Origin of the sequence: Hymenobacter metallilatus, assembly GCF_003944705.1 — a bacterium.
GTDB lineage: Bacteria > Bacteroidota > Bacteroidia > Cytophagales > Hymenobacteraceae > Hymenobacter > Hymenobacter metallilatus.
On the sequence record NZ_RWIS01000006.1, the window covers coordinates 30,896 to 48,688 of the forward strand.

At 62.1% G+C, this 17,793-nt stretch carries 17 protein-coding genes; 5 read left to right on the forward strand and 12 right to left on the reverse strand.

Annotated elements, in window-relative coordinates; genetic code table 11:
• Nucleotides 1-63: 63 nt before the first annotated feature.
• The 4 genes from eutC to EI290_RS10260 all read right to left on the reverse strand — a co-directional run bounded on the left by eutC (nucleotide 64) and on the right by EI290_RS10260 (nucleotide 4,516).
• Nucleotides 64-825, reverse strand: a complete 762-nt coding sequence (gene eutC / locus EI290_RS10245) for an ethanolamine ammonia-lyase subunit EutC (RefSeq protein WP_125429367.1) — start codon at nucleotides 823-825, stop codon at nucleotides 64-66.
• A 449-nt stretch (nucleotides 826-1,274) separates the two neighbouring features.
• Nucleotides 1,275-1,769 (reverse strand): tryptophan-rich sensory protein, encoded by a 495-nt coding sequence (locus EI290_RS10250; RefSeq protein ID WP_125429369.1) that lies wholly within the window; start codon nucleotides 1,767-1,769, stop codon nucleotides 1,275-1,277.
• Nucleotides 1,735-2,055 (reverse strand): acyl carrier protein, encoded by a 321-nt coding sequence (locus tag EI290_RS10255; RefSeq protein WP_185816938.1) that lies wholly within the window; start codon nucleotides 2,053-2,055, stop codon nucleotides 1,735-1,737. The genes EI290_RS10250 and EI290_RS10255 overlap by 35 nt, the downstream gene beginning before the upstream one ends.
• Before the next feature lie 4 nt (nucleotides 2,056-2,059).
• Nucleotides 2,060-4,516: a TonB-dependent receptor gene (locus EI290_RS10260; protein WP_125429373.1), complete on the reverse strand. Its 2,457-nt coding sequence runs from the start codon at nucleotides 4,514-4,516 to the stop codon at nucleotides 2,060-2,062.
• Between the two features lie 159 nt (nucleotides 4,517-4,675).
• Here EI290_RS10260 and EI290_RS10265 point away from each other — a divergent pair, with 159 nt between their 5' ends.
• The 4 genes from EI290_RS10265 (at nucleotide 4,676) to EI290_RS10280 (ending at nucleotide 6,993) form a co-directional block, all read left to right on the forward strand.
• A complete protein-coding gene (locus EI290_RS10265; RefSeq protein ID WP_125429375.1) occupies nucleotides 4,676-5,413 on the forward strand; it encodes a MarR family winged helix-turn-helix transcriptional regulator in 738 nt (245 codons plus the stop codon).
• 235 nt (nucleotides 5,414-5,648) lie between these two features.
• Complete coding sequence (locus EI290_RS10270) at nucleotides 5,649-5,924, forward strand: hypothetical protein (protein WP_125429377.1); 276 nt, start codon at nucleotides 5,649-5,651, stop codon at nucleotides 5,922-5,924.
• Entirely contained in the window at nucleotides 5,924-6,388 is a 465-nt protein-coding gene (locus EI290_RS10275; RefSeq protein ID WP_125429379.1) for an RNA polymerase sigma factor, read from the forward strand. The genes EI290_RS10270 and EI290_RS10275 overlap by 1 nt, the downstream gene beginning before the upstream one ends.
• Nucleotides 6,379-6,993, forward strand: coding sequence for a hypothetical protein (locus tag EI290_RS10280; RefSeq protein WP_125429381.1), 615 nt, complete (start codon nucleotides 6,379-6,381; stop codon nucleotides 6,991-6,993). The genes EI290_RS10275 and EI290_RS10280 overlap by 10 nt, the downstream gene beginning before the upstream one ends.
• Nucleotides 6,994-7,085: 92 nt before the next feature.
• Here the strand turns inward: EI290_RS10280 and EI290_RS10285 are convergent, their stop codons facing one another.
• The 6 genes from EI290_RS10285 to EI290_RS10310 all read right to left on the reverse strand — a co-directional run bounded on the left by EI290_RS10285 (nucleotide 7,086) and on the right by EI290_RS10310 (nucleotide 13,729).
• Nucleotides 7,086-7,562, reverse strand: a complete 477-nt coding sequence (locus tag EI290_RS10285; protein ID WP_125429383.1) for a cupin domain-containing protein — start codon at nucleotides 7,560-7,562, stop codon at nucleotides 7,086-7,088.
• A gap of 154 nt (nucleotides 7,563-7,716) precedes the next feature.
• Nucleotides 7,717-8,085 carry a VOC family protein gene (locus EI290_RS10290; RefSeq protein ID WP_125429385.1) on the reverse strand — a complete coding sequence of 123 codons (369 nt, stop codon included), beginning with the start codon at nucleotides 8,083-8,085 and terminating at the stop codon, nucleotides 7,717-7,719.
• Between the two features lie 477 nt (nucleotides 8,086-8,562).
• Nucleotides 8,563-9,945 carry an ethanolamine ammonia-lyase subunit EutB gene (locus EI290_RS10295; protein ID WP_125429387.1) on the reverse strand — a complete coding sequence of 461 codons (1,383 nt, stop codon included), beginning with the start codon at nucleotides 9,943-9,945 and terminating at the stop codon, nucleotides 8,563-8,565.
• 186 nt (nucleotides 9,946-10,131) lie between these two features.
• Nucleotides 10,132-11,478, reverse strand: coding sequence for an ethanolamine permease (eat, locus tag EI290_RS10300; protein WP_125429389.1), 1,347 nt, complete (start codon nucleotides 11,476-11,478; stop codon nucleotides 10,132-10,134).
• 185 nt (nucleotides 11,479-11,663) lie between these two features.
• Nucleotides 11,664-12,524 carry an SDR family oxidoreductase gene (locus EI290_RS10305; RefSeq protein WP_125429391.1) on the reverse strand — a complete coding sequence of 287 codons (861 nt, stop codon included), beginning with the start codon at nucleotides 12,522-12,524 and terminating at the stop codon, nucleotides 11,664-11,666.
• A gap of 335 nt (nucleotides 12,525-12,859) precedes the next feature.
• On the reverse strand, nucleotides 12,860-13,729 hold the full coding sequence (locus EI290_RS10310) for an AraC family transcriptional regulator (protein WP_125429393.1): 870 nt from the start codon (nucleotides 13,727-13,729) through the stop codon (nucleotides 12,860-12,862).
• 234 nt (nucleotides 13,730-13,963) lie between these two features.
• Between EI290_RS10310 and mgrA the strand changes: the two genes are divergently transcribed.
• Nucleotides 13,964-14,953 carry an L-glyceraldehyde 3-phosphate reductase gene (gene mgrA, locus EI290_RS10315; RefSeq protein WP_125429395.1) on the forward strand — a complete coding sequence of 330 codons (990 nt, stop codon included), beginning with the start codon at nucleotides 13,964-13,966 and terminating at the stop codon, nucleotides 14,951-14,953.
• Nucleotides 14,954-15,131: 178 nt separating this feature from the next.
• Here mgrA and EI290_RS10320 read toward each other — a convergent pair whose 3' ends face one another.
• Nucleotides 15,132-15,563 carry a DUF1810 domain-containing protein gene (locus tag EI290_RS10320; RefSeq protein WP_125429397.1) on the reverse strand — a complete coding sequence of 144 codons (432 nt, stop codon included), beginning with the start codon at nucleotides 15,561-15,563 and terminating at the stop codon, nucleotides 15,132-15,134.
• Between the two features lie 138 nt (nucleotides 15,564-15,701).
• On the reverse strand, nucleotides 15,702-17,492 hold the full coding sequence (locus EI290_RS10325) for a S41 family peptidase (protein WP_185816939.1): 1,791 nt from the start codon (nucleotides 17,490-17,492) through the stop codon (nucleotides 15,702-15,704).
• Nucleotides 17,493-17,793 lie beyond the last annotated feature (301 nt).

The following is a 17,793-nucleotide window of genomic DNA, read 5'->3' on the forward strand; positions in this document are numbered from 1 at the left end:
TTCCCTGTTAGCCAGCATGCGAGATGCTTCGGCTGCATCTCTGCACGACGTACTGATTTTAACTTATTCGCCCAGCAGCCCCGTTTCGTCCTTCAACGCCACGCCCGAAAGCTGCCGCCGCAATGATTCCTGCACCAGATACAGCAGCTTGTCGGCCGCGGCGGCGTAGGGCAGGCCCTCGGGGCGGATGTTGGAGACGCAGTTGCGGGCCTCGTCGGTGCGGCCGGGGCGGGGGGCGTAGGTGAGGTAGGCCCCGAGGCTGTGCGGGGCGCTCAGGCCTGGTCGCTCCCCAATGAGCATCAGCGCCAGCCGGGCCCCCAGCAATTCCCCGATTTCGTCGCTGAGGGCCACGCGGGCCTGCTCGGCCAGTACCCCGGGCGCGAGGCGGAGGCCGGCCTGCCGTAGCTTCGGTAGCAGCTGGTGCAGCAGGGGCAGGGCGTGCTCGTTCACGGCGGTGGCGGAGAGGCCGTCAGCCAGAATCAGGGCCACATCAGCTGCTTCGGGTGCGCCTGCGTCCTGCAGTAGCTGTCGGGACTCCTGGGCCAACTGGCGGCCGTAGTCGGGGCGCTGGAGGTACTGCTCACGGGTTTCGGCGCGGCTGCGCACAGGCTGCACCGGCAGCGCAAGGGCCCTTAGGCCGGCCGTGAGGTGGGGCAAGTTGAGAGTGGAGTACACGGCGTCGCGGGCGTGGGCGTGGGCCAGGCGAAACGCCAGGGCTTCCCGCAACGGCACGCTGCTGCCGGTGCGGCCCAGGGCAATGCGGGCGGCGGTGTAGGCCCGCAAGCCGGCCCAGGGGTCGTGGGAGGGCGCATGATTCGACACCATTGTAGAGGCTGTGCGGGAAAATCTGGTAAAACAAATCAGAACGTCATCCTGCGGGGAGCGGAACGTAGTTGAAGTATCTGACTGCGGAGGGAAGCACATGTCAGAGAGCCAGCCTATTGCGGTAGTCCAGCAGAATACATCAGCATGAGCCTTTGACGGCTTCCTAACCAGCTTCAAACTCACAATGAAGCAGCTAAAAAGGTAGCTAAGCCCTCTACGCTTAGCAGACTGAGCTTCCCAAGATACAATGTGGTTATGCTTTTACCCAGAACTTGTAGGTTCAGCGAACCGATTGCGCTTTGCTGACCGACGTGTACATTGGGGCGGCAGGCCACCGCCCGCGCTACGGAAGGTTGAAACCGCTATGCTACTTGCGGTTAGGGCAGAAAGAAAGGACTGTTATAAGGCAGCACGAGCAAAGTAAGTCCGGCCACACTGTTTTCCTACTTCTACAGCCAGCCCAAACCCCGTAAGACGGTGGCGGTGGCAAAAGTCACCCAGGCAATAACGGGCAGCACCAACCGCGCCGCCGGGCGCGAGTAGGGCCAGATACGCCAGGCCACAAACGCCGCTAGTAAGATGGTTTCCACGTTGCCCAGCAAGCCGGCCAGGTCGCTGCCCAGGGCCAAGGTATAGAACGGGTAGGCCAGGCACGAGGCCATGAGTATTACCACCCATCGGCGGGCCCGGCGGCCTGCTGAACTGCCCACGCGAATCAGCTGCCAGCGGGCAGTGCCCAGTAAGGCAAACAGCCCCACCCACACCGCGCCCACGTAAGGTCCCAGCGCCGGGGCCAGGGGCAAGGGGCCGGAGTCGTCCCAGTTGAAGGCGAAAATGAGGCCGTTTAGCAGCAGGCAGCTTAGTACGGCTGCTCCCACATTGAGCAGGAGACCCCGGCGGGTAGGCTGGTTAAGCGCGGCAAGAAAGCCCAGATTGGTTGTCATGAGCAGGCGAGGTAGATGTAGATGTAACAGGAGAGGACGCCGGAGCGGGAAACAGCTGGCGCTCCACGCTGGCCAGCACGTGCGCCAGCGTCTGCCACTGCTGAGTTTCCTGGTCAGGAATTTCGATGCCCAGCCCCCGCTCCAGCCGAATTGTCAGCTGCAGGCAGTCCAGCGAGTCGAAACCCAGGTCATGCACCAAGTGTGTGGTGGGCTCCAAAGTAGGGCCGCTCAGGTACCAGGCCTGGCGCCGGCACAGATCCAGGGTTATTTCATACCAGTTTTCCACGGACTTAAAACTCCACAATGAAACCGATGGTAGGGGTAACGAGGGGGTCGTCGTTTTTGAGTAGCAGCGGCACGGCGTTGGCCCCATCAGGCCGCAGGGGCTGGCCGTCGGTGGTAGCGAAACCCGAGTTGTCGGGCAGGCGCTGGAAGGTATAGTCCGGCACGCCGGGGTTGCGCAGCACAAAAGCGTTTTGCACGTCCAGAAACAGGTCCAGCGAGAATCGGCGCCAGTTCAGGCGCTTGTCGAGGCGGTAGTCGAACTGCTGAAAGTTGCCCAGCCGCTGCGTGTTGAGCCGGGCGTAGTCGAGCACACCGCGGCCGGTGGCCAGGTAGCTGGCCTGCGAAGCAGCCAAATCGTAGGGTGTGTAGGGCGAGCCACCGGCGTAGCGGTACTTAAAGCCCATTTCCCAGCCCCGGCTGAACTTACGCCCCAACAGGGCGGAGGCCAGCAGGCGCGAGTCCCAGGCCGAGGGCCGGTAACGCCCGTCGCGCCCCGTAAACTCGGAGCGAAAGCCGGTGAGCGACACCACGGCGAATACTTTCTTGGTCAGTTTCTGCTGGAAGAAAAACTCCAGCCCGTAGGCCCGGCCCCTTCCCGTACTGCTCACCTGCTCGTTGCCCAGGGCCGTAAAGTCGCCGCCCAGATTGGCCAGGCTGATGCCGTCGCGCACACTCACCGGGTAGTGGTTGTAGCGCTTGTAGAAGCCTTCCAGCGTGAAGCGGGTGGCTGGGCCCGGCAGCCACTCCAGCCCCGCCACGTAGTGGTCGGAGCGGATGTAGCGGTTGCGCTGGTTTACCAGCGTACCCAGCGTGTCGCGGAAGCCCAGCACGGTATTGGGCAGAATCTTATAGTAGCGGCCCACCGAGGCGTTCAGGTTGAGCGTGGGGCGCAGGGCGTAGCTGGCCGAGAGGCGGGGCGAGAGGGTACGCAGCAGGTTGCGGCCGTCTGTGGTGAGCGAGTTGCCGTCGGTGCGCAGACCGGCCGAGAGCGTCAGCCGGTCGCCGTCCAGCCAGGAGCGAGTGAGCTGGCCGAAGGCTCCGAAGCGGGCAAAGTCCACGGCCGACCGGAAACGCACATCCACGCGGGGAGTGAGCAGGGTGCCCTGGGCGTCGCGCACCTCAGCCCGGAGGCGGTTAAAAAAGCGGTTATTGTACTGCACGTATTGGCCCATGGCCCCGTAACTAAACTGCCAGCGGCCGGCCGTGCCGCTCACGTCGGCCCGCAGCTTGGTTTCCGTCTCGCCCGAGCGGGTGAGCAGGATGCGGCGGCTTTCGTCGCCGGCTACCCCGTCCTGAAACTGGTCGAGGGCATTGTGCAGCTGGGTGCGGCTCAGGGCCACGTTCAGGTAGCTCTTGGCCAGCAGCTGGCGCAGGTTCAGGCCCACGGTGTAGTTCCACTGGTCGCTGGTGGGGCTTGAGCGCAGGGCCACTTCTTTTTCCGGACTGGCGGTTTTGGGCACCGCCAGCTCGAAGTGGTCGATGGCCCCCAGACCCAGACTGGTGAGGGTGGTTTTAGGTCCCAGCTTGGTGGTGGTCTTGAACTGGAAGTCCCAGTAACCGGGCCGGATGGGAATGTCAAGCGCTTTGAACAGCAGCTGCAGGTAGGAACGCCGGGCCGAAGCCAGAAAGGTGGTGTTCCTGGTCAAGGGCCCATCGAGGGTACCGGCTATTTCGGTGCCCGAGGTACGCAGGTTTCCCTGCAGGCGGTCGGGGTTGCCGTCGCGCTGCCGAAACTGCAGCACCGAGGATAAGGCGTTGTCGTAGCGGGCGTTGAAAGCCGAAGTGCTCAGGGTCACATCCTCAATAAAACTCACATTGAGAATGCCGGCCGGCCCGCCCGCGCTGCCCTGGGTCTGGAAGTGGTTGATAACGGGTACCTCAATGCCGTCGAGGTAGTACACGTTTTCGTTGGGAGCCCCGCCCCGGATGATGATGTCATTGCGGAAGCCCGCCGTGCCGCCCGTGCCCCCGCCGCCCACGCCCGGCAGGGTTTGTACTACCTTGGAGATGTCGAAGTTGCCGCCCGGATTACTCTTAATTTCCTCGGTGGTAATGCGCTGCACGGAGAGTGGGGTTTCAGCCGTGGCCACCCGGGTGGCACGGTTGGCTACTACCTGCACCTCTCCCAACTGCTGAGCCCCGGCCCCCAGCTCCAGGTTGATGACGTTGGCGTTGCCGCTGCTTACCTGCACGTTGGCCCGTAGCAGCGGCTCGTAGCCCACAAAGCTGGCCCGCAGGTTGTAGCTGCCTACTGGCACACCCGTTAGCCGGTAACGGCCCTCAGCGTCGGTGCTGGTGCCTTGTGCGGTGCCCTCCAGTACTACCGTTACGCCGGGTAACAGCTCCTGAGTAGCCCGGTCGCGCACCAACCCTGTAATTGTACCCACATTCTGGGCCCGTAGCAGCAGCGGCAGCCACAGCAGCAACAACACGATGCCGCAGGAAGAGAAGAGTCGAGTCATAGTAGTAGAGGTTAGGTGAGCAAACATACGAACATTTGCTTATTTTGTTATGTTATCAAAATAATTTACGAATGATTAATATTGATAACATTGTGAAAAGAGCAGGTGTGGTCTGCTTGCATTTGCTGTACTTTTGCTCACTACTCACGTTGCTCGTTTATGAAATATGCGCTGCTTGCCCAGGTTTTAGCATTACTGGAGGAGTTTGAGGCCACGGCCAGCCAGTCCGCCGCAGCCCATTCGCCATCGGTAGAAGCCTTCACGGCGTGGCTGCAGTTGCGGGTGCCGCCACCCACCGGGGCCTTGCGCGTAGCCCGCGAGGAGCCGGGGGAGCTGGAGGAGGACGAAGTAGTAATTGGTCAGATGGTTACCTTTCTGTACCGCTACCTGCGCGGCTATTCCCGCCTGGCCCTGGCCGACTCCCCGCTGCTCACCTACGACGACTTCACCTACCTGGCCACCACTTTCGGTTATCAGCCCCTGACCAAGGCGGATTTGATCCGGCGTAACATTCACGAAACGCCCACCGGCAATGAAATTATTAAGCGCCTACTGGCCAAGGGTTTCGTTGCCGAGCAGCCCAGCGCCACCGACCGGCGCAGCAAGCTACTGACGGTAACGCCCGCGGGTCAGGGCGTGCTGTTTGCCAGCTTCGGCCCCATGACGCAGCTAGCGCACCTCACGGCCGGCAACCTCACGCCGTTTGAGCGCAAACAGCTGGTGTATCTGCTGCAAAAGCTTGATGCCTTCCATCATCCTATTTTCGCCGGATCCCGCCCCGACACGTTTGGGGAGCTTATTGCCCGGCACCTGCCACCTATGGACACGCCGGCTGCTTCTGCAGCTGATCATGCTGCCCTACCGGCAGAGCCCGGCCCTGCCAATCAGCCAGCATAACAAGCCGCCGCCGTCCACCCCACAACCTGAGGTAGATAGGGCTGCACCCGCGCCCGGGTACCATTGGCCTGAGCGTTACCGGAATGCAGGTAGAAACAGGTTTTCCGTTCGGCACTCATTCCTGAGCCCTGAGGCTAAGGGGAGCCCATGCTGGCAGTGCGTATAAAAAATAGTTTCCGGAGCATGTAACAAACGCGGGGCGGGGCAGACTAACGGCGTAAACATTGTTATTCTCATGAAAGCCTTTCTGAATGCCTCGTCCGCCTGCAGCAGCGTCCGCTCCACAAACTGGCCCGATTTCACTGATGAGCAGTTGCGCCACCGCCGCCGCCGCGCCCGTCAGATGATGGCCATGGTGATTGGCCTGATGCTGCTGGTTGTTTTCATGGCGGTCCTCTCCGGGCTCTACCCCATTGCTTTAACCAGCGCCGCCATGCTGACTACGCTCGATGACTACGGTAAAAAAAACCGAAGCATCACGCGCGAGCTGCGCCGACGGGGCCTGCGCTAATGGCCGAACGGGAGTTTATTCAGCAGATTCAGGCGCACCAGGGCTTGCTCAATAAGCTGGTGTACCTCTATGCCGAAGCCCTGGAAGACCGCCAGGACCTGCACCAGGAAATCCTGCTCCAAGCCTGGAAAGCCTACCCGCAGTTTCGGGGAACGGCGCGTTTTTCCACCTGGCTCTACCGCATCGGCCTGAACGTGGCGCTTACCTCGCTGACCCGAACCAAGCGCGGCCGCGGCGGTGTCCTGCCCGCCGATGGTCCTTCTGCGCCGGCCGCTGACTTCGAGGCCCAGGACCGGCTGCGCTACGTGCTCCAGCAGTTTAGCCCCGTCGACCGTACTCTGCTGGTAATGACAATGGAAGGCTATGCCAACGAGGAAATTGCTGACTCCCTGGGACTCAACCACGGCGCCGTGCGCACCCGCCTGCACCGGCTCCGCCAACGTGTAGAACAGTTATGGCCCTGACCGACGACTGGAAGACCCGCGACTGGGGTGCTTCCGAATTCTCCTATGCCGCGCCCGATTTGCGGGCTGCGCTGCGTCGCTCCTCCCAGCATAATGTAGCCAAACTTCTGCGCGCCTACCGCCGCCAGTTCGGGTTGGTAGTGGCTCTGACGGCCGCTACCCTGGGCGTTTTGCTGCTACAGCCCGGCAACCCGCAGTACCAAATGGGGGTAGGCCTCATTCTGCTCTACTGCTTGGTGCAGTGCGCATACCTGACGCTTACATTTCGCCGCTTCCGCCTGCCCGACCTCACGCTGCGCACCACCGAAGCCATTCAGGAAACCTTGGCGCTGGCCCGCGCCATTAACCGGTTTCAGGCGGCGCTGGTGGCCTATTTCGTACCTCTCGTGTTTTTGGGCTCCTTGCTGGCTACCCTCTCTTACTACGGCTGGTCGATGGCGCGGATACTAGGTTCCGGGATGGTGCTTACGGTTATTGGCCTGACTACGACCCTGATGACCCTGCTTGGGCATTACCTGCGCCGCTTCCTGGTTAGTCGGCAGTGCATGGCCCTCATCGCCCAACTTGAAGCCAGCCGCCGCGACCTGCTCGATGTTGGTGCGTAACGGGGTGGATAAATCCGGAGTTTGGAAACACTGTGGCTTGGCGCTTACCCACCTCTCGTGATTTGCGGTGTGTGCCGTATAAAGAAGGAAGATTACGTGAACAGCTCCACCAGTTCCGTTGCCTGCGGAAACTCCGCAAGCAGTGCCGCCCGTTCGGCCAGCTCAAAATCAGCGAAATTGAAGCCGGGGGCCACGGTGCAGCTGACCAGCGCGAAGCCAGCGCGGAGCGGCAGGTGGGCCGCAAACCATGTATTGGCCGGTACAACGGCCTGGGGCAGCTCGCCGCGGCTGAAGTCGTGGCCCAGGACGAGGCGGGTGGGCTGGCCGGGCGTCAGCAGGATGATTTCTAGTGGCTGCCCCTGGTGGAAAAACCACAGCTCATCGGATTTGATACGGTGGAAGTGCGACTTGTCCTCGTTTTCGAGCAGGTAGTAAATGGCCGTGCTGACGTGGCGGGTATGCTTTTCGGCCGTCTCCAGCGTATCGGCGGCGCGGTAGGTTTCGCGGTAGTAGCCGCCCTCGGGGTGGGGCAGCAGGTGCAGGTGCTGAATGATGTCCTGGGCAGTCATAGAGTTGATTGAACCGGGTAGTATCTGGAAAGTCGATTGAAACTCTTTGAACGTCATGCTGAGCTTGCCGAAGCATCTCTACCGCTTCGTTGGGTTAGCATTGTAACGAAGCGGTAGAGATGCTTCGGCAAGCTCAGCATGACGTTCTGGAATTTTAACCTTTGTTGAACTCGCCGATGTGCCAGAGGACCCCGGCGGGGTCGTGCACGAAGCCTTCCCGGCCCCAGACTTCCTCCCGAATTGGCAGCACCTTCACGCCGGCAAACCGGCCGGGCAAATCCAGCGCCGTCAGCTCCTGCCAGTAACGCTCTACATCCTCCACCTCCAGAAACAGCATGGTGTTGTCCACCCAGTCCTTCACATAAGCGTCCTGCAGATAAAAGCTCACGCCTCCCATTGAAAACAAGGACATGGCCGGCGACAGGACGGTTTCGGTGAAGCCAAAGACGCGGTAGAAGCTGCGCGAAACAGCGTAATCTTTGGCCCCAATGAACGGCCGGATGGAAAGAGTTTTTTGCGTCATAGGGGGCTGGGGGAAGCACTATTGATTTGAACCCGGGGTGGAAAGTAAAAAATACACCAACCAACTACTATACAGTAGCCCAAGCAGATTGAGCATGAATATAGACGTGCTGCTGGCCCGTTTCCGGGTGAGAGCCAGAACTGCTGGGACGAGGAAACTGTGAGCGACCAGCAAAAGTGGTATTCCCAAGAGGCCGTAGCCCATGGAGCCGCCCCCGGAACGGATAATTGAGTAGCTCCAAATCAGGAAGTAGCAATTGCTGAAGAAAAGCAGGGCGGCAACTACACGGTTGGGGTACTGAAAATTGACGGGTGATACCGGCATAGTAGTAGGTATATATCGGCCAGAGCTGTAGAGACGCAATACCTTGCGTCTCGTCGTTGCTGGCGTTGTTACGGCGGCGCAGTTTCGGGCTGTTCAACGACGAAACGCAAAATAGTGCGTCTCTACAACTGTGCAGAGTAACAGCGCCAGCCATTATCGGCTCAGCCCGCCCGCGCCCAGTAGCCCATGCCCCGCTGATGCCGGGAGCAACTGGCCCTGCTCACCGAAGATGCCCTGCTGTTGAAGCCAGGCCTCGAACTCGGGGGCGGGGCGCAGGCCCAGGACCTGGCGTAGGTAAAGCGCGTCGTGGAAGGAGGTGGACTGGTAACCCAGCATGATGTCGTCGGCACCGGGGATGCCCATGATGAAGGTGCAGCCGGCCACGCCCAGCAGCGTCAGGAGCGTGTCCATATCGTCCTGGTCGGCCTCGGCGTGGTTGGTGTAGCACACATCCACGCCCATGGGCAGGCCCAGCAGCTTGCCGCAGAAATGGTCTTCCAGGGCTGCCCGAATGATTTGCTTACCGTCGTAGAGGTACTCGGGGCCGATGAAGCCGACCACCGAATTCACCAGCAGCGGCCGAAACTGCCGGGCCACGGCGTAGGCGCGGGCCTCGCAGGTCTGCTGGTCGAGGCCGTGGTGGGCGTTGGCGCTCAGGGCGCTGCCCTGGCCGGTTTCAAAGTACATGACATTGTCGCCGAGCGTGCCCCGATTCAAGCTCAAAGTGGCCTCGTGGGCTTCTTGCAGCAAGCTCAAACTCACCCCGAAGCTGGCGTTGGTAGCCTCGGTGCCGCCGATGGACTGAAACGTGAGGTCCACGGGCGCGCCTTGGCGGATCAGCTCCAGGGTGGTGGTAACGTGGCCGAGCACGCAGGTCTGGGTCGGAATCTGGAACTGCTCCCGCACGCCGTCGAGTAGCTCCAGCAGCTGGCGGATGGCGCGGGGGCTGTCGGTGGCGGGGTTGATGCCCAGCACCGCGTCGCCGCTGCCGTAGAGCAGGCCGTCCACGAGGCTGGCGGCAATGCCCCGGGCGTCGTCGGTGGGGTGGTTGGGCTGCAGGCGGGTGGCCAGGCGGCCGCGCAGCCCCAGCGTGTTGCGGAACTGCGTAATCACCTCGCACTTGCGGGCCACGCCAATCAGCTCCTGGTTGCGCAGCAGCTTGCTCACGGCGGCCACCATTTCAGGCGTGAGGCCGGGAGCGAGGCCCTGCAACGTAGCCGTATCCGCCGCCTCCGACAGCAGCCAGTCGCGCAGCTGCCCCACGGTAAAGTGGCTGACGGGTGTAAATGTCGCCGCGTCATGGGTATCGATAATAAGGCGAGTGACATCGTCCTGCTCGTAGGGCACCAAGGTTTCGGTGAGGAATTGGCGCAGCGGCACGTCGGCCAGGGCGTACTGGGCGGCTACCCGCTCTTCGTAGGTCTCGGCCGCCACGCCGGCCAGCTGGTCGCCGGAGCGCAGGGGTGAGGCCCGCGCTAGCAGCGTCCGGAGGTCCGGGAAGGTGTAGGTGCGCTGGCGGACGGTGTGGCGGTACATAGAGTGGGACGGTTGTAGAGACGCGACACTTCGCGTCTCGTCGTTGGTGATGTTGTCTTTATTGAACGTCATGCTGAGCTTGTCGAAGCATCTCTACCGCTCTGTAGCCCAGGGTTTAAACCCTGGGCTAGTGAATCGTGCGGGATGAACAACGTCAGCAACGCCGAGACGCGAAGTGTCGCGTCTCTACAGCTGTTCGGCGTCAAGCAATGCGTCTTCCGGCACTGGCCGCCGGTGCCGGCCCAGCAGCACGTACACGGCCAGCGCCACCCCCAGACCGGCGAAAAACACCACGCTCAGCAACATATTATAGTACACAATGGCCCCCAGGCTCAATAGCGTGAGAGCCAGAGCCAGCAGCGGAAACCAGGGGTAGAACGGAGCCACGAAGGGCCGCTCCAGCTGCGGCTCGCGGCGGCGCAAGGCAAACAAGCTCAGCAGACTGACGGCATACATCACCACCGCGCCCAGCACCGACAGCACAATCACCTGGGCCGTGGTGCCGGTGAGCAACGCCGCCGCGCCCACCACGCCGCCGGCCACCAGGGCCCAGTGCGGCGTCTGGAAACGAGGATTTACGCGGGCCAGAAAACCGGGCAGATAGCCGCTGCGGGCCAGGGCAAACACCTGCCGCGAGTAGCCGATGATGGTGCCGTGAAACGAGGCTACCAGCCCAAACAGCCCGATGCTGGCAAACAGCTGCGTGAGGCGGCTGTGGCGGCCCAGCACCACGGCCAGGGCTTCGGGCAGGGGGTAGTCGATGCGGCTGAGGGTGCGCCAGTCCGTGACGCCGCCGGTGAGCACCATCACGCCCAGGGCCAGCACCACCAGCGTACCCAGCCCGTAGAGGTAGCCCTTGGGAATGGTTTTCTTGGGGTCTTCGACTTCCTCCGCCACCATGGCCACGCCCTCAATGGCTAGGTAAAACCAGATGGCAAACGGCAGGGCCGCAAACACACCCGCTACCCCCAGCGGCACCGGGTGGGCCAGGAAATTGCTGACGCGGAAGCTCGGCGCCACCAGCCCCATGTACACCACCAGCTCGGCCACCGCCAGCAGCGTCACCAGCAGGGAAAACCGCGCCGACTCCTTCATGCCCAGCAGGTTCAGGCCGATGAATACCGCATAGCAGGCCAGCGCCGTGCCCAGCACCGGTACCTGCGGGTGCAGGAAGTGCCCGTAGCTGCCCAGCGCCAGCGCAATGGCCGGCGGGGCCAGCAGAAACTCCACCAGCGTGGCGTAGCCGGCCACCAACCCGCCCAGCGGCCCGAAGGCGCGGTAGGAGTAGGCAAACGGCCCGCCCGCGTGCGGAATGGCCGTCGTCAGCTCCGTGAAGCTGAAAATAAACGTCACGTAAAGCACCGTCACCAGCAGCGTAGCCACCAGAAACCCCACCGGTCCGGCCACCGCCCAGCCGTAGTTCCACCCAAAATACTCGCCCGAAATAACCAGCCCCACGGCCAGCGCCCACAAATGCAGAGGCTGGAGCACTTTCTTTAGGGCCGGCGCGGCGGTTGTTGGAGCAGTCGTCATCAGCAGCAGGCAGCAAAGGTTAGCTGCCTAATGTAGGGCATAAGTACCGCAGTGCAAGCAGGTTATTCACCCGATCCGGGCGTGTCAATCCATGAATCTGCTTCCTGCCGCAACGGTCGCCGCACCCGCCATAAATAGCAACGCCCGACGTTTCGGCCGGGCGTTGCTTACAGAAATCAGCCGGGCTACAGCTTGAAAATAGCCTTCAGCCCTTCCTTCAGCGGCGTGGGTGGGCGGCCCAGCACGTCGGCCAGTTCGGGGCTGACGGTGGATTCCTGGCCGTTTTTGATGTCGGTGAGGAAGCCGGCGAGGAGGTGAACGACGGCGTTGGGCAGGCCCTGGGCCTGTAGCCGGGCCTCGAAGGTGGGCTGCTCAATGGGCGTGTAGGCCACGGGCTTTCCGGACAGCTCACTCAGGGCCGCGGCCACGTCGGTGAAGGAGTAGGTGGTGCTGCCGGTGAAGGTGAAAATACGGTTGTCGCAGCGGCTGTCGGCCAGCACGTTGGCAATGGCTTCGCCCATATCCTGGCGGAGCGCAAAGGCCACCTCGCCCATGCCGGCGGGCAGCTGAATACCCTGCTCAAACACCTGCGGCCCCACAAACTGCGGCAGCGTATCCATGTACAGAATGTTGCGAAACAGCACGTACGGTACCCCGCTGGCCCGAATGTAGTCCTCCGTCTGGAAGTGGCGCACCATGAGCGGGTTGGCCAGGGTATCGGGGTTTTGCAGGGCGCGGCCGGTGTAGGCCAGGCACCCTACGCCGGCTTTTTTGGCGGCATCCACCACGTTGTAATGCTGCTGCAGGCCATCATCGTCGCTGCCGCCGGACACCAGCAGCACCTTGCTGACGCCCTGCATGGCGCGCTCCAGGGAGGCCGGGTCGCGGTAGTTGCCCACCCGGAGCTGCACGCCCCGCGCTTTGAGGTCGGCGGCTTTAGCTTCGTCGCGCACCAGGCCGGCCACCTGGCCGGGGGCGGTTAGCTGCAGCAGCCGCTCAATTACAGCCGAGCCAATATGGCCGGTAGCACCCGTTATCAGAATCATACGGAAAGGGAAAATAAGGAAGAGATACACGGCCCGCGCCGGCCGGGATTGGCCTGATTCAGCTACTGCAGACCTGGCCGGAAGCGGGTGCTGCAAAGGTGGCCCGCCCCCACGCCCGCTACCAGAGCGAAAGGGCGGGAAGGCTGGGCAAAAAGTCGGGAAGGAGCAGCTGGTAAGTGTCAGTAACAACGGGGTGGTGCTATTCAGAACGTCATGCTGAGCTTGTCGAAGCATCTCTACCGCTTCGTTGCAATGGTAATCCAACGAAGCGGTAGAGATGCTTCGACAAGCTCAGCATGGCGTTCCTATCCTCAAAAATTCCTATCCTCAAAAACCTACCCCGCCTGTTTATACGCCGTGGGCGAGAGGCCGAGGCTGTTGCGGAAGAAGCGGCTGAAAGCGGATTGATCGGGGAAGTGCAGCAGGTCAGCCACCTGGGCCACGGTAAGGTGCCCGTGCTGCAGCAGGGCTTTGGCTTCCAGCATCACGGCTTCCTCAATCCACTCGCCGGCGGTTTTGCCGGTGGCCTGCTTCAGGGTGTCGGTGAGGTGCTTGGGCGTAATGCACAGGCGGCCGGCGTAGAACTGTACGCTCCGCTCGGTGGTGCAGTGCGCATTCACCAGGTGCTTGAACCCGGCCGTGAGCTGCTGGCTGCGGGTTTGGGTGGCCTGCAGCGCCGCGTGCTGCTGGTCGTAGAGGCCCACCACTTCGTAGAGCAGGCTGTTGATCAGGCTTTTGATGACTTGGTTGCGGTAGGGGTGCGGGGCCTGAAATTTCTGCTGCAGCAGGCGCATGGAGGCCGTGATGCTCTCGGCTTCGGCCGCTGCCAGGGGCAGCACGTGCCGGGTGGCGCTTTCCAGAAACTGGAAGTTATCGACCGGAATGTGGTTACGGGTGGTGATGAACTCGGGCGTGAAGAACACCGACAGGCTGTCGTGGTCGGGGGAGAAGTCCGTCCACTCTTTGATAGTGTGGGGCGTAATCAGCATGAGGCTGCCGGGCCCGATGTGGTAGGTTTCCAGGTTGGCCTTCAGCTCCGCCGTGCCGCGCAGGCAAATCCCGATTTTGTAGTAGTTGCCCCGGTACGGTACCCCCAGGGGCGGTCCGGCCGTGTGGGAGTGCTCGTCCAGAAAAAACACCTCCGCCGGCTCCTCGTTGGGGCGGGAAAAGCTCTGCAGCCGGTAAGTTGGAATCAGGTGGGGCATGAAGGCGGACTATTTAAAATAGAACGTCATTCTGAGCTTACCGAGGAATCTCGCGTGCTGACGTTGAATTACTAGTGCAACATCAGCACGCGAGATTCCTCGGCAAGCTCGGAATGATAAGCAGATGCTTAGTTGTAATACTACTGGTTCCTTCGCAAAAACGGCGGTAGTGGCGTGTACATTTTCCGGGTTCCTGCGTACTTGCCGCCCCAATCCAATTAACTCCCCGTCACCATGCCTTACCAACCCCAACCCGGCCGCTACGCCGACATGCCTTACCGCCGCTGCGGCCGCAGCGGCCTGAAACTGCCGGCCGTGTCGTTGGGCCTCTGGCACAACTTCGGCGACGTGGACGTGCTCCAGAACTTCCGCGCCATCCTGCACCGGGCCTTTGATTCGGGCGTGACCCACTTCGACCTGGCCAACAACTACGGCCCCCCGCCCGGCTCCGCCGAAACCAACTTCGGCCGCATCCTGCGCGAAGACTTTCGGGGCTACCGCGACGAGCTGATTATCTCCACCAAGGCCGGCTACCACATGTGGGAAGGGCCCTACGGCGAGTGGGGCTCCCGCAAATACCTCATATCCAGCCTCGACCAAAGCCTGCGCCGCATGAAGCTGGACTACGTGGACATCTTCTACTCCCACCGCCCCGACCCCGATACGCCCCTGGAAGAAACCATGCGCGCCCTCGACCACGTGGTGCGCCAGGGCAAGGCCCTGTACGTGGGCATCAGCAACTACAAACCCGCCGAAGCCGCCGAGGCCATCCGCATTCTGCGCGAGCTGGGTACGCCCTGCCTGATTCACCAGCCCAAGTACTCCATGTTTGAGCGGTGGGTGGAAGATGGCTTGCTGGATCTGCTGGGCGAGGAGGGCGTGGGCTGCATCCCGTTCTCACCGCTGGCTCAGGGCCTGCTCACCAACAAATACCTGCACGGCATTCCCCAGGATTCCCGCGTGGCCAAGGGCGTGGGCTTCCTCACCGAAACCCAGCTGACCGAAGCCCGCCTCACCCAGATCCGCCGGCTCAACGACCTGGCCCAGGAGCGCAACCAAAGCCTGGCCCAGATGGCTCTGAGCTGGATTCTGCGCGACGAGCGAATCACCTCCGTGCTCATTGGGGCCAGCAAGCCCGAGCAGCTCACCGATTCACTGCGCTGCCTGGAAAACCTGCAGTTCAGCCCCGAGGAGCTGGCCCGGATTGAGGCGGTGCTGGGGTAGGCAGAGTATAGGTTACAGTGTGCCGAACTACCAGCACGATGTAGAGACGCGACACTTCGCGTCTCGGCGTTGCTGATATTGTTCAGTTCGAGTATCGAAATGCCAGCACGATGTAGAGACGCGACACTTCGCGTCTCTACATCGTGCTGATGTTGTGTATACGATACAGTGCCAGCCGCTACGGGTGCTGCCGCAGGATTTGCAGCGTCTTCTCGTCTGGCTCGCCGCCGAAAAACCGGTTCAGCACCCGCTGAAAAACCGGGTCGGCACCTTCCAGGGCAGCAAACAGCGTCATGCTGGAGCGAAGCTTCAGGTCATCCGGGCTGCCCATGATGCGGGTGGCATCGGTACTTTCCAACGTCAGCAGGGCCGCGCTTATTTCTTGCAGGCGGGAGCCCAGCACGGGGTGCTGCAGATAGGCCTCAGCTTCCTGCTGGCTTTGGATGGCGTAGAACCGGGCCGTTTCGCTGTAGCCCAGGCCCTGCAGCTGGGGGAAAATGTACCATATCCAGTGGCTTCGCTTACGTCCGCCCCGGATTTCGGCCAGGGCCGTGGCGTAGTCGCGCCGCTGGGCATCCAGGAAGCGTTGCAGAGTGGGTTGCTGGGGCATGTGGTAGCTGATAGGTATGGGAGGCGTAGCGCAACCCGAAGACGTTGTGGTAGGGGTACCTTACCGGCCGGATTAAGAAAATTCTAAGGGTCCACCCGGGCTGGTTGTATAGTACGTAGTTGTTGTGGGCAAAAGGTGTTAAGGAGCACCGCCACTTTTCTGCAGTAGCAGTTCCACAGCACGCTGCACTTCGGCATCGTGCCCGGCCGCAACCTGCCGAAGCGTAGGCCTGACAGCCTCTTCCGGCGCGATACCCCGGCCCTGGTAGGAGCCGCTACGGCTTATCACCCGCCGTCCGGTCCAACTCAACAAATATGCCCGCCCGATGGCCGCAAAATTCATTTCCCCGTTGGCACCGCCGGTAGTTTGGCCCAGCAGCTGGCCAAGTTGGTAGCGCCGCACCAGCTCGGTAATGGTTTCGCCGTAGCTGTAGGTATGCTGACCAATCAGAAACACTTTGGGCGCAGCAACCAACGGCAACTGCGGGCTTTTCCAGGATGATTTCTCCCCCGCGAAATCAGCGTGCTGAAAAGCCGGTTGGCGCAGCACCGGCATAGCCAGGCTGTCCATCAGTAACGGTGTTTGAGTGAAGTGGGGCAGGATACGCAGCAGGTCGTAGTGGGGGCGCTGGCGCAGGTCTACTACCACGCCCCGGGCCGCCTGCAACTGGGGCAGGGCCCGTTGAAAATCGGTGTAGCGCAGCCGGGCCGCATCCAGGTACACCAGCCCGGGTGCCAGCTCCTGCACGGGCGGGGCCTGGTTGTAGAAGTTGCCCCGCAGTTGCCGGAATATCCATTGGGTACTGGCACTGCGGCCCAGGGAGTCGCGGAAAGTGAAAGTGGCGACGGGAGCTGTTGCCGCAATAGTGGTAAGCAGCTGCTCGGTGGCTAGCTGGCGGGCCACAGCCGCAGAGGTAGCCGGCATATGGGTTTGCAGCGAATCAAGCAGCAGGCCCACCGGCCGGTTGTGTACGTGCGTGAGGACGCTGCCCTGAGCTACCGCCGCCTGCAGCGCCGCCGGAACCTGCCGCACCACTACCTGCTCCTCTATCCAAGCCAGCTGCAGCGCCCAGGGCGGGTTCACGATGCGCAGGCCGGTGCGGGTTTTAGGGCCGATGGCCACATGCCGGTCGGGGAGGCGGGCCAGCAGGGTGCGGCAAGCCGCCAGCAGTTCGGCCTCCGTAGAAGCCTGAGCGGCTTGCTGCAGGGCAGCGGGCAGGGCGGATTCCCACCGGGCCCGCTCCAGCACCGCCCGGTAGGGGTAAAAATGCCGGATGATGTTCCAGGTAAGCAGTACCGTGGCCAAACGCTGCTCCGGCGTGGCCGCCGACAACCGCCGGACCCGCCGCTTCGGCCGGCCCGAAAGACGCTGCTGGTGCTGGGCTCCGGTTAGGAGCAGCGGTAACGCCAGCTGAACGGAATCAGTAAGCGCTTCGAAGTACTGGTGTGCACCGGAAAACAAGCTGTCGGCTACCGGCCCCGAAGTGGCCTGAATACTACTGGTGTAGGGAATACCCGCCAGCTTCAACATCAGCCGGACTACCGGTAATCCGGTTTTATCCAGGCCCAGGCTGTGGTGCTCCCAAAAGTAGTAGGGCCCCGTGCTTGTCGGTAAAAAGGGCGTAGGGGATGTGGGTGCCTTGACTATACTAAACCGAATTTCCGGAGCCAAAGGCCGCAGCAGGCTGTCGAGGGTGTGGGCCAGGGCGGCATCGGTGCGGGCGCGGCGCACCGCCGGAATGCTGTGGACCAGCACCGTTTCCCAGCTCAGGCGGGCGGTGTGGCGGTTGGGGTAGAAATATTTCACGTCGCCCGCCAGCCTGGCGAGGGCCGAGAGGTTGCGGGTTTCGCGGGCCGTCAGGGAATCCGGCTCGGCCGATACGGTCAGGGGTACAGCCGCCAGCAGCAGCGCGGAATGTAGAAAATGCACCGGAATAGGCTTAGGGAAATCGAGCCGTAAGAGACTCGCACCCTGCTCTGGGTTGCATTTCATGCTGAAACCGGCGCGTTTTCGTCACTCTGAACCTCATTCCGAGCACAGCCGAGGAATCCCGCGTGCTGCTGTTGCAGTGCTATTGTCATGCTGAGCGCCGCCGAAGCACCTTTACCGCTTCGTTAGATTACTACCACAACGTCAGCACGCGAGATTCCTCGGCAAGCTCAGCATGACGTTCTGGTAAACAGCATCCACAATCCGAGGCCACGTCCGATAAAACCCAATTGGCTGGTGC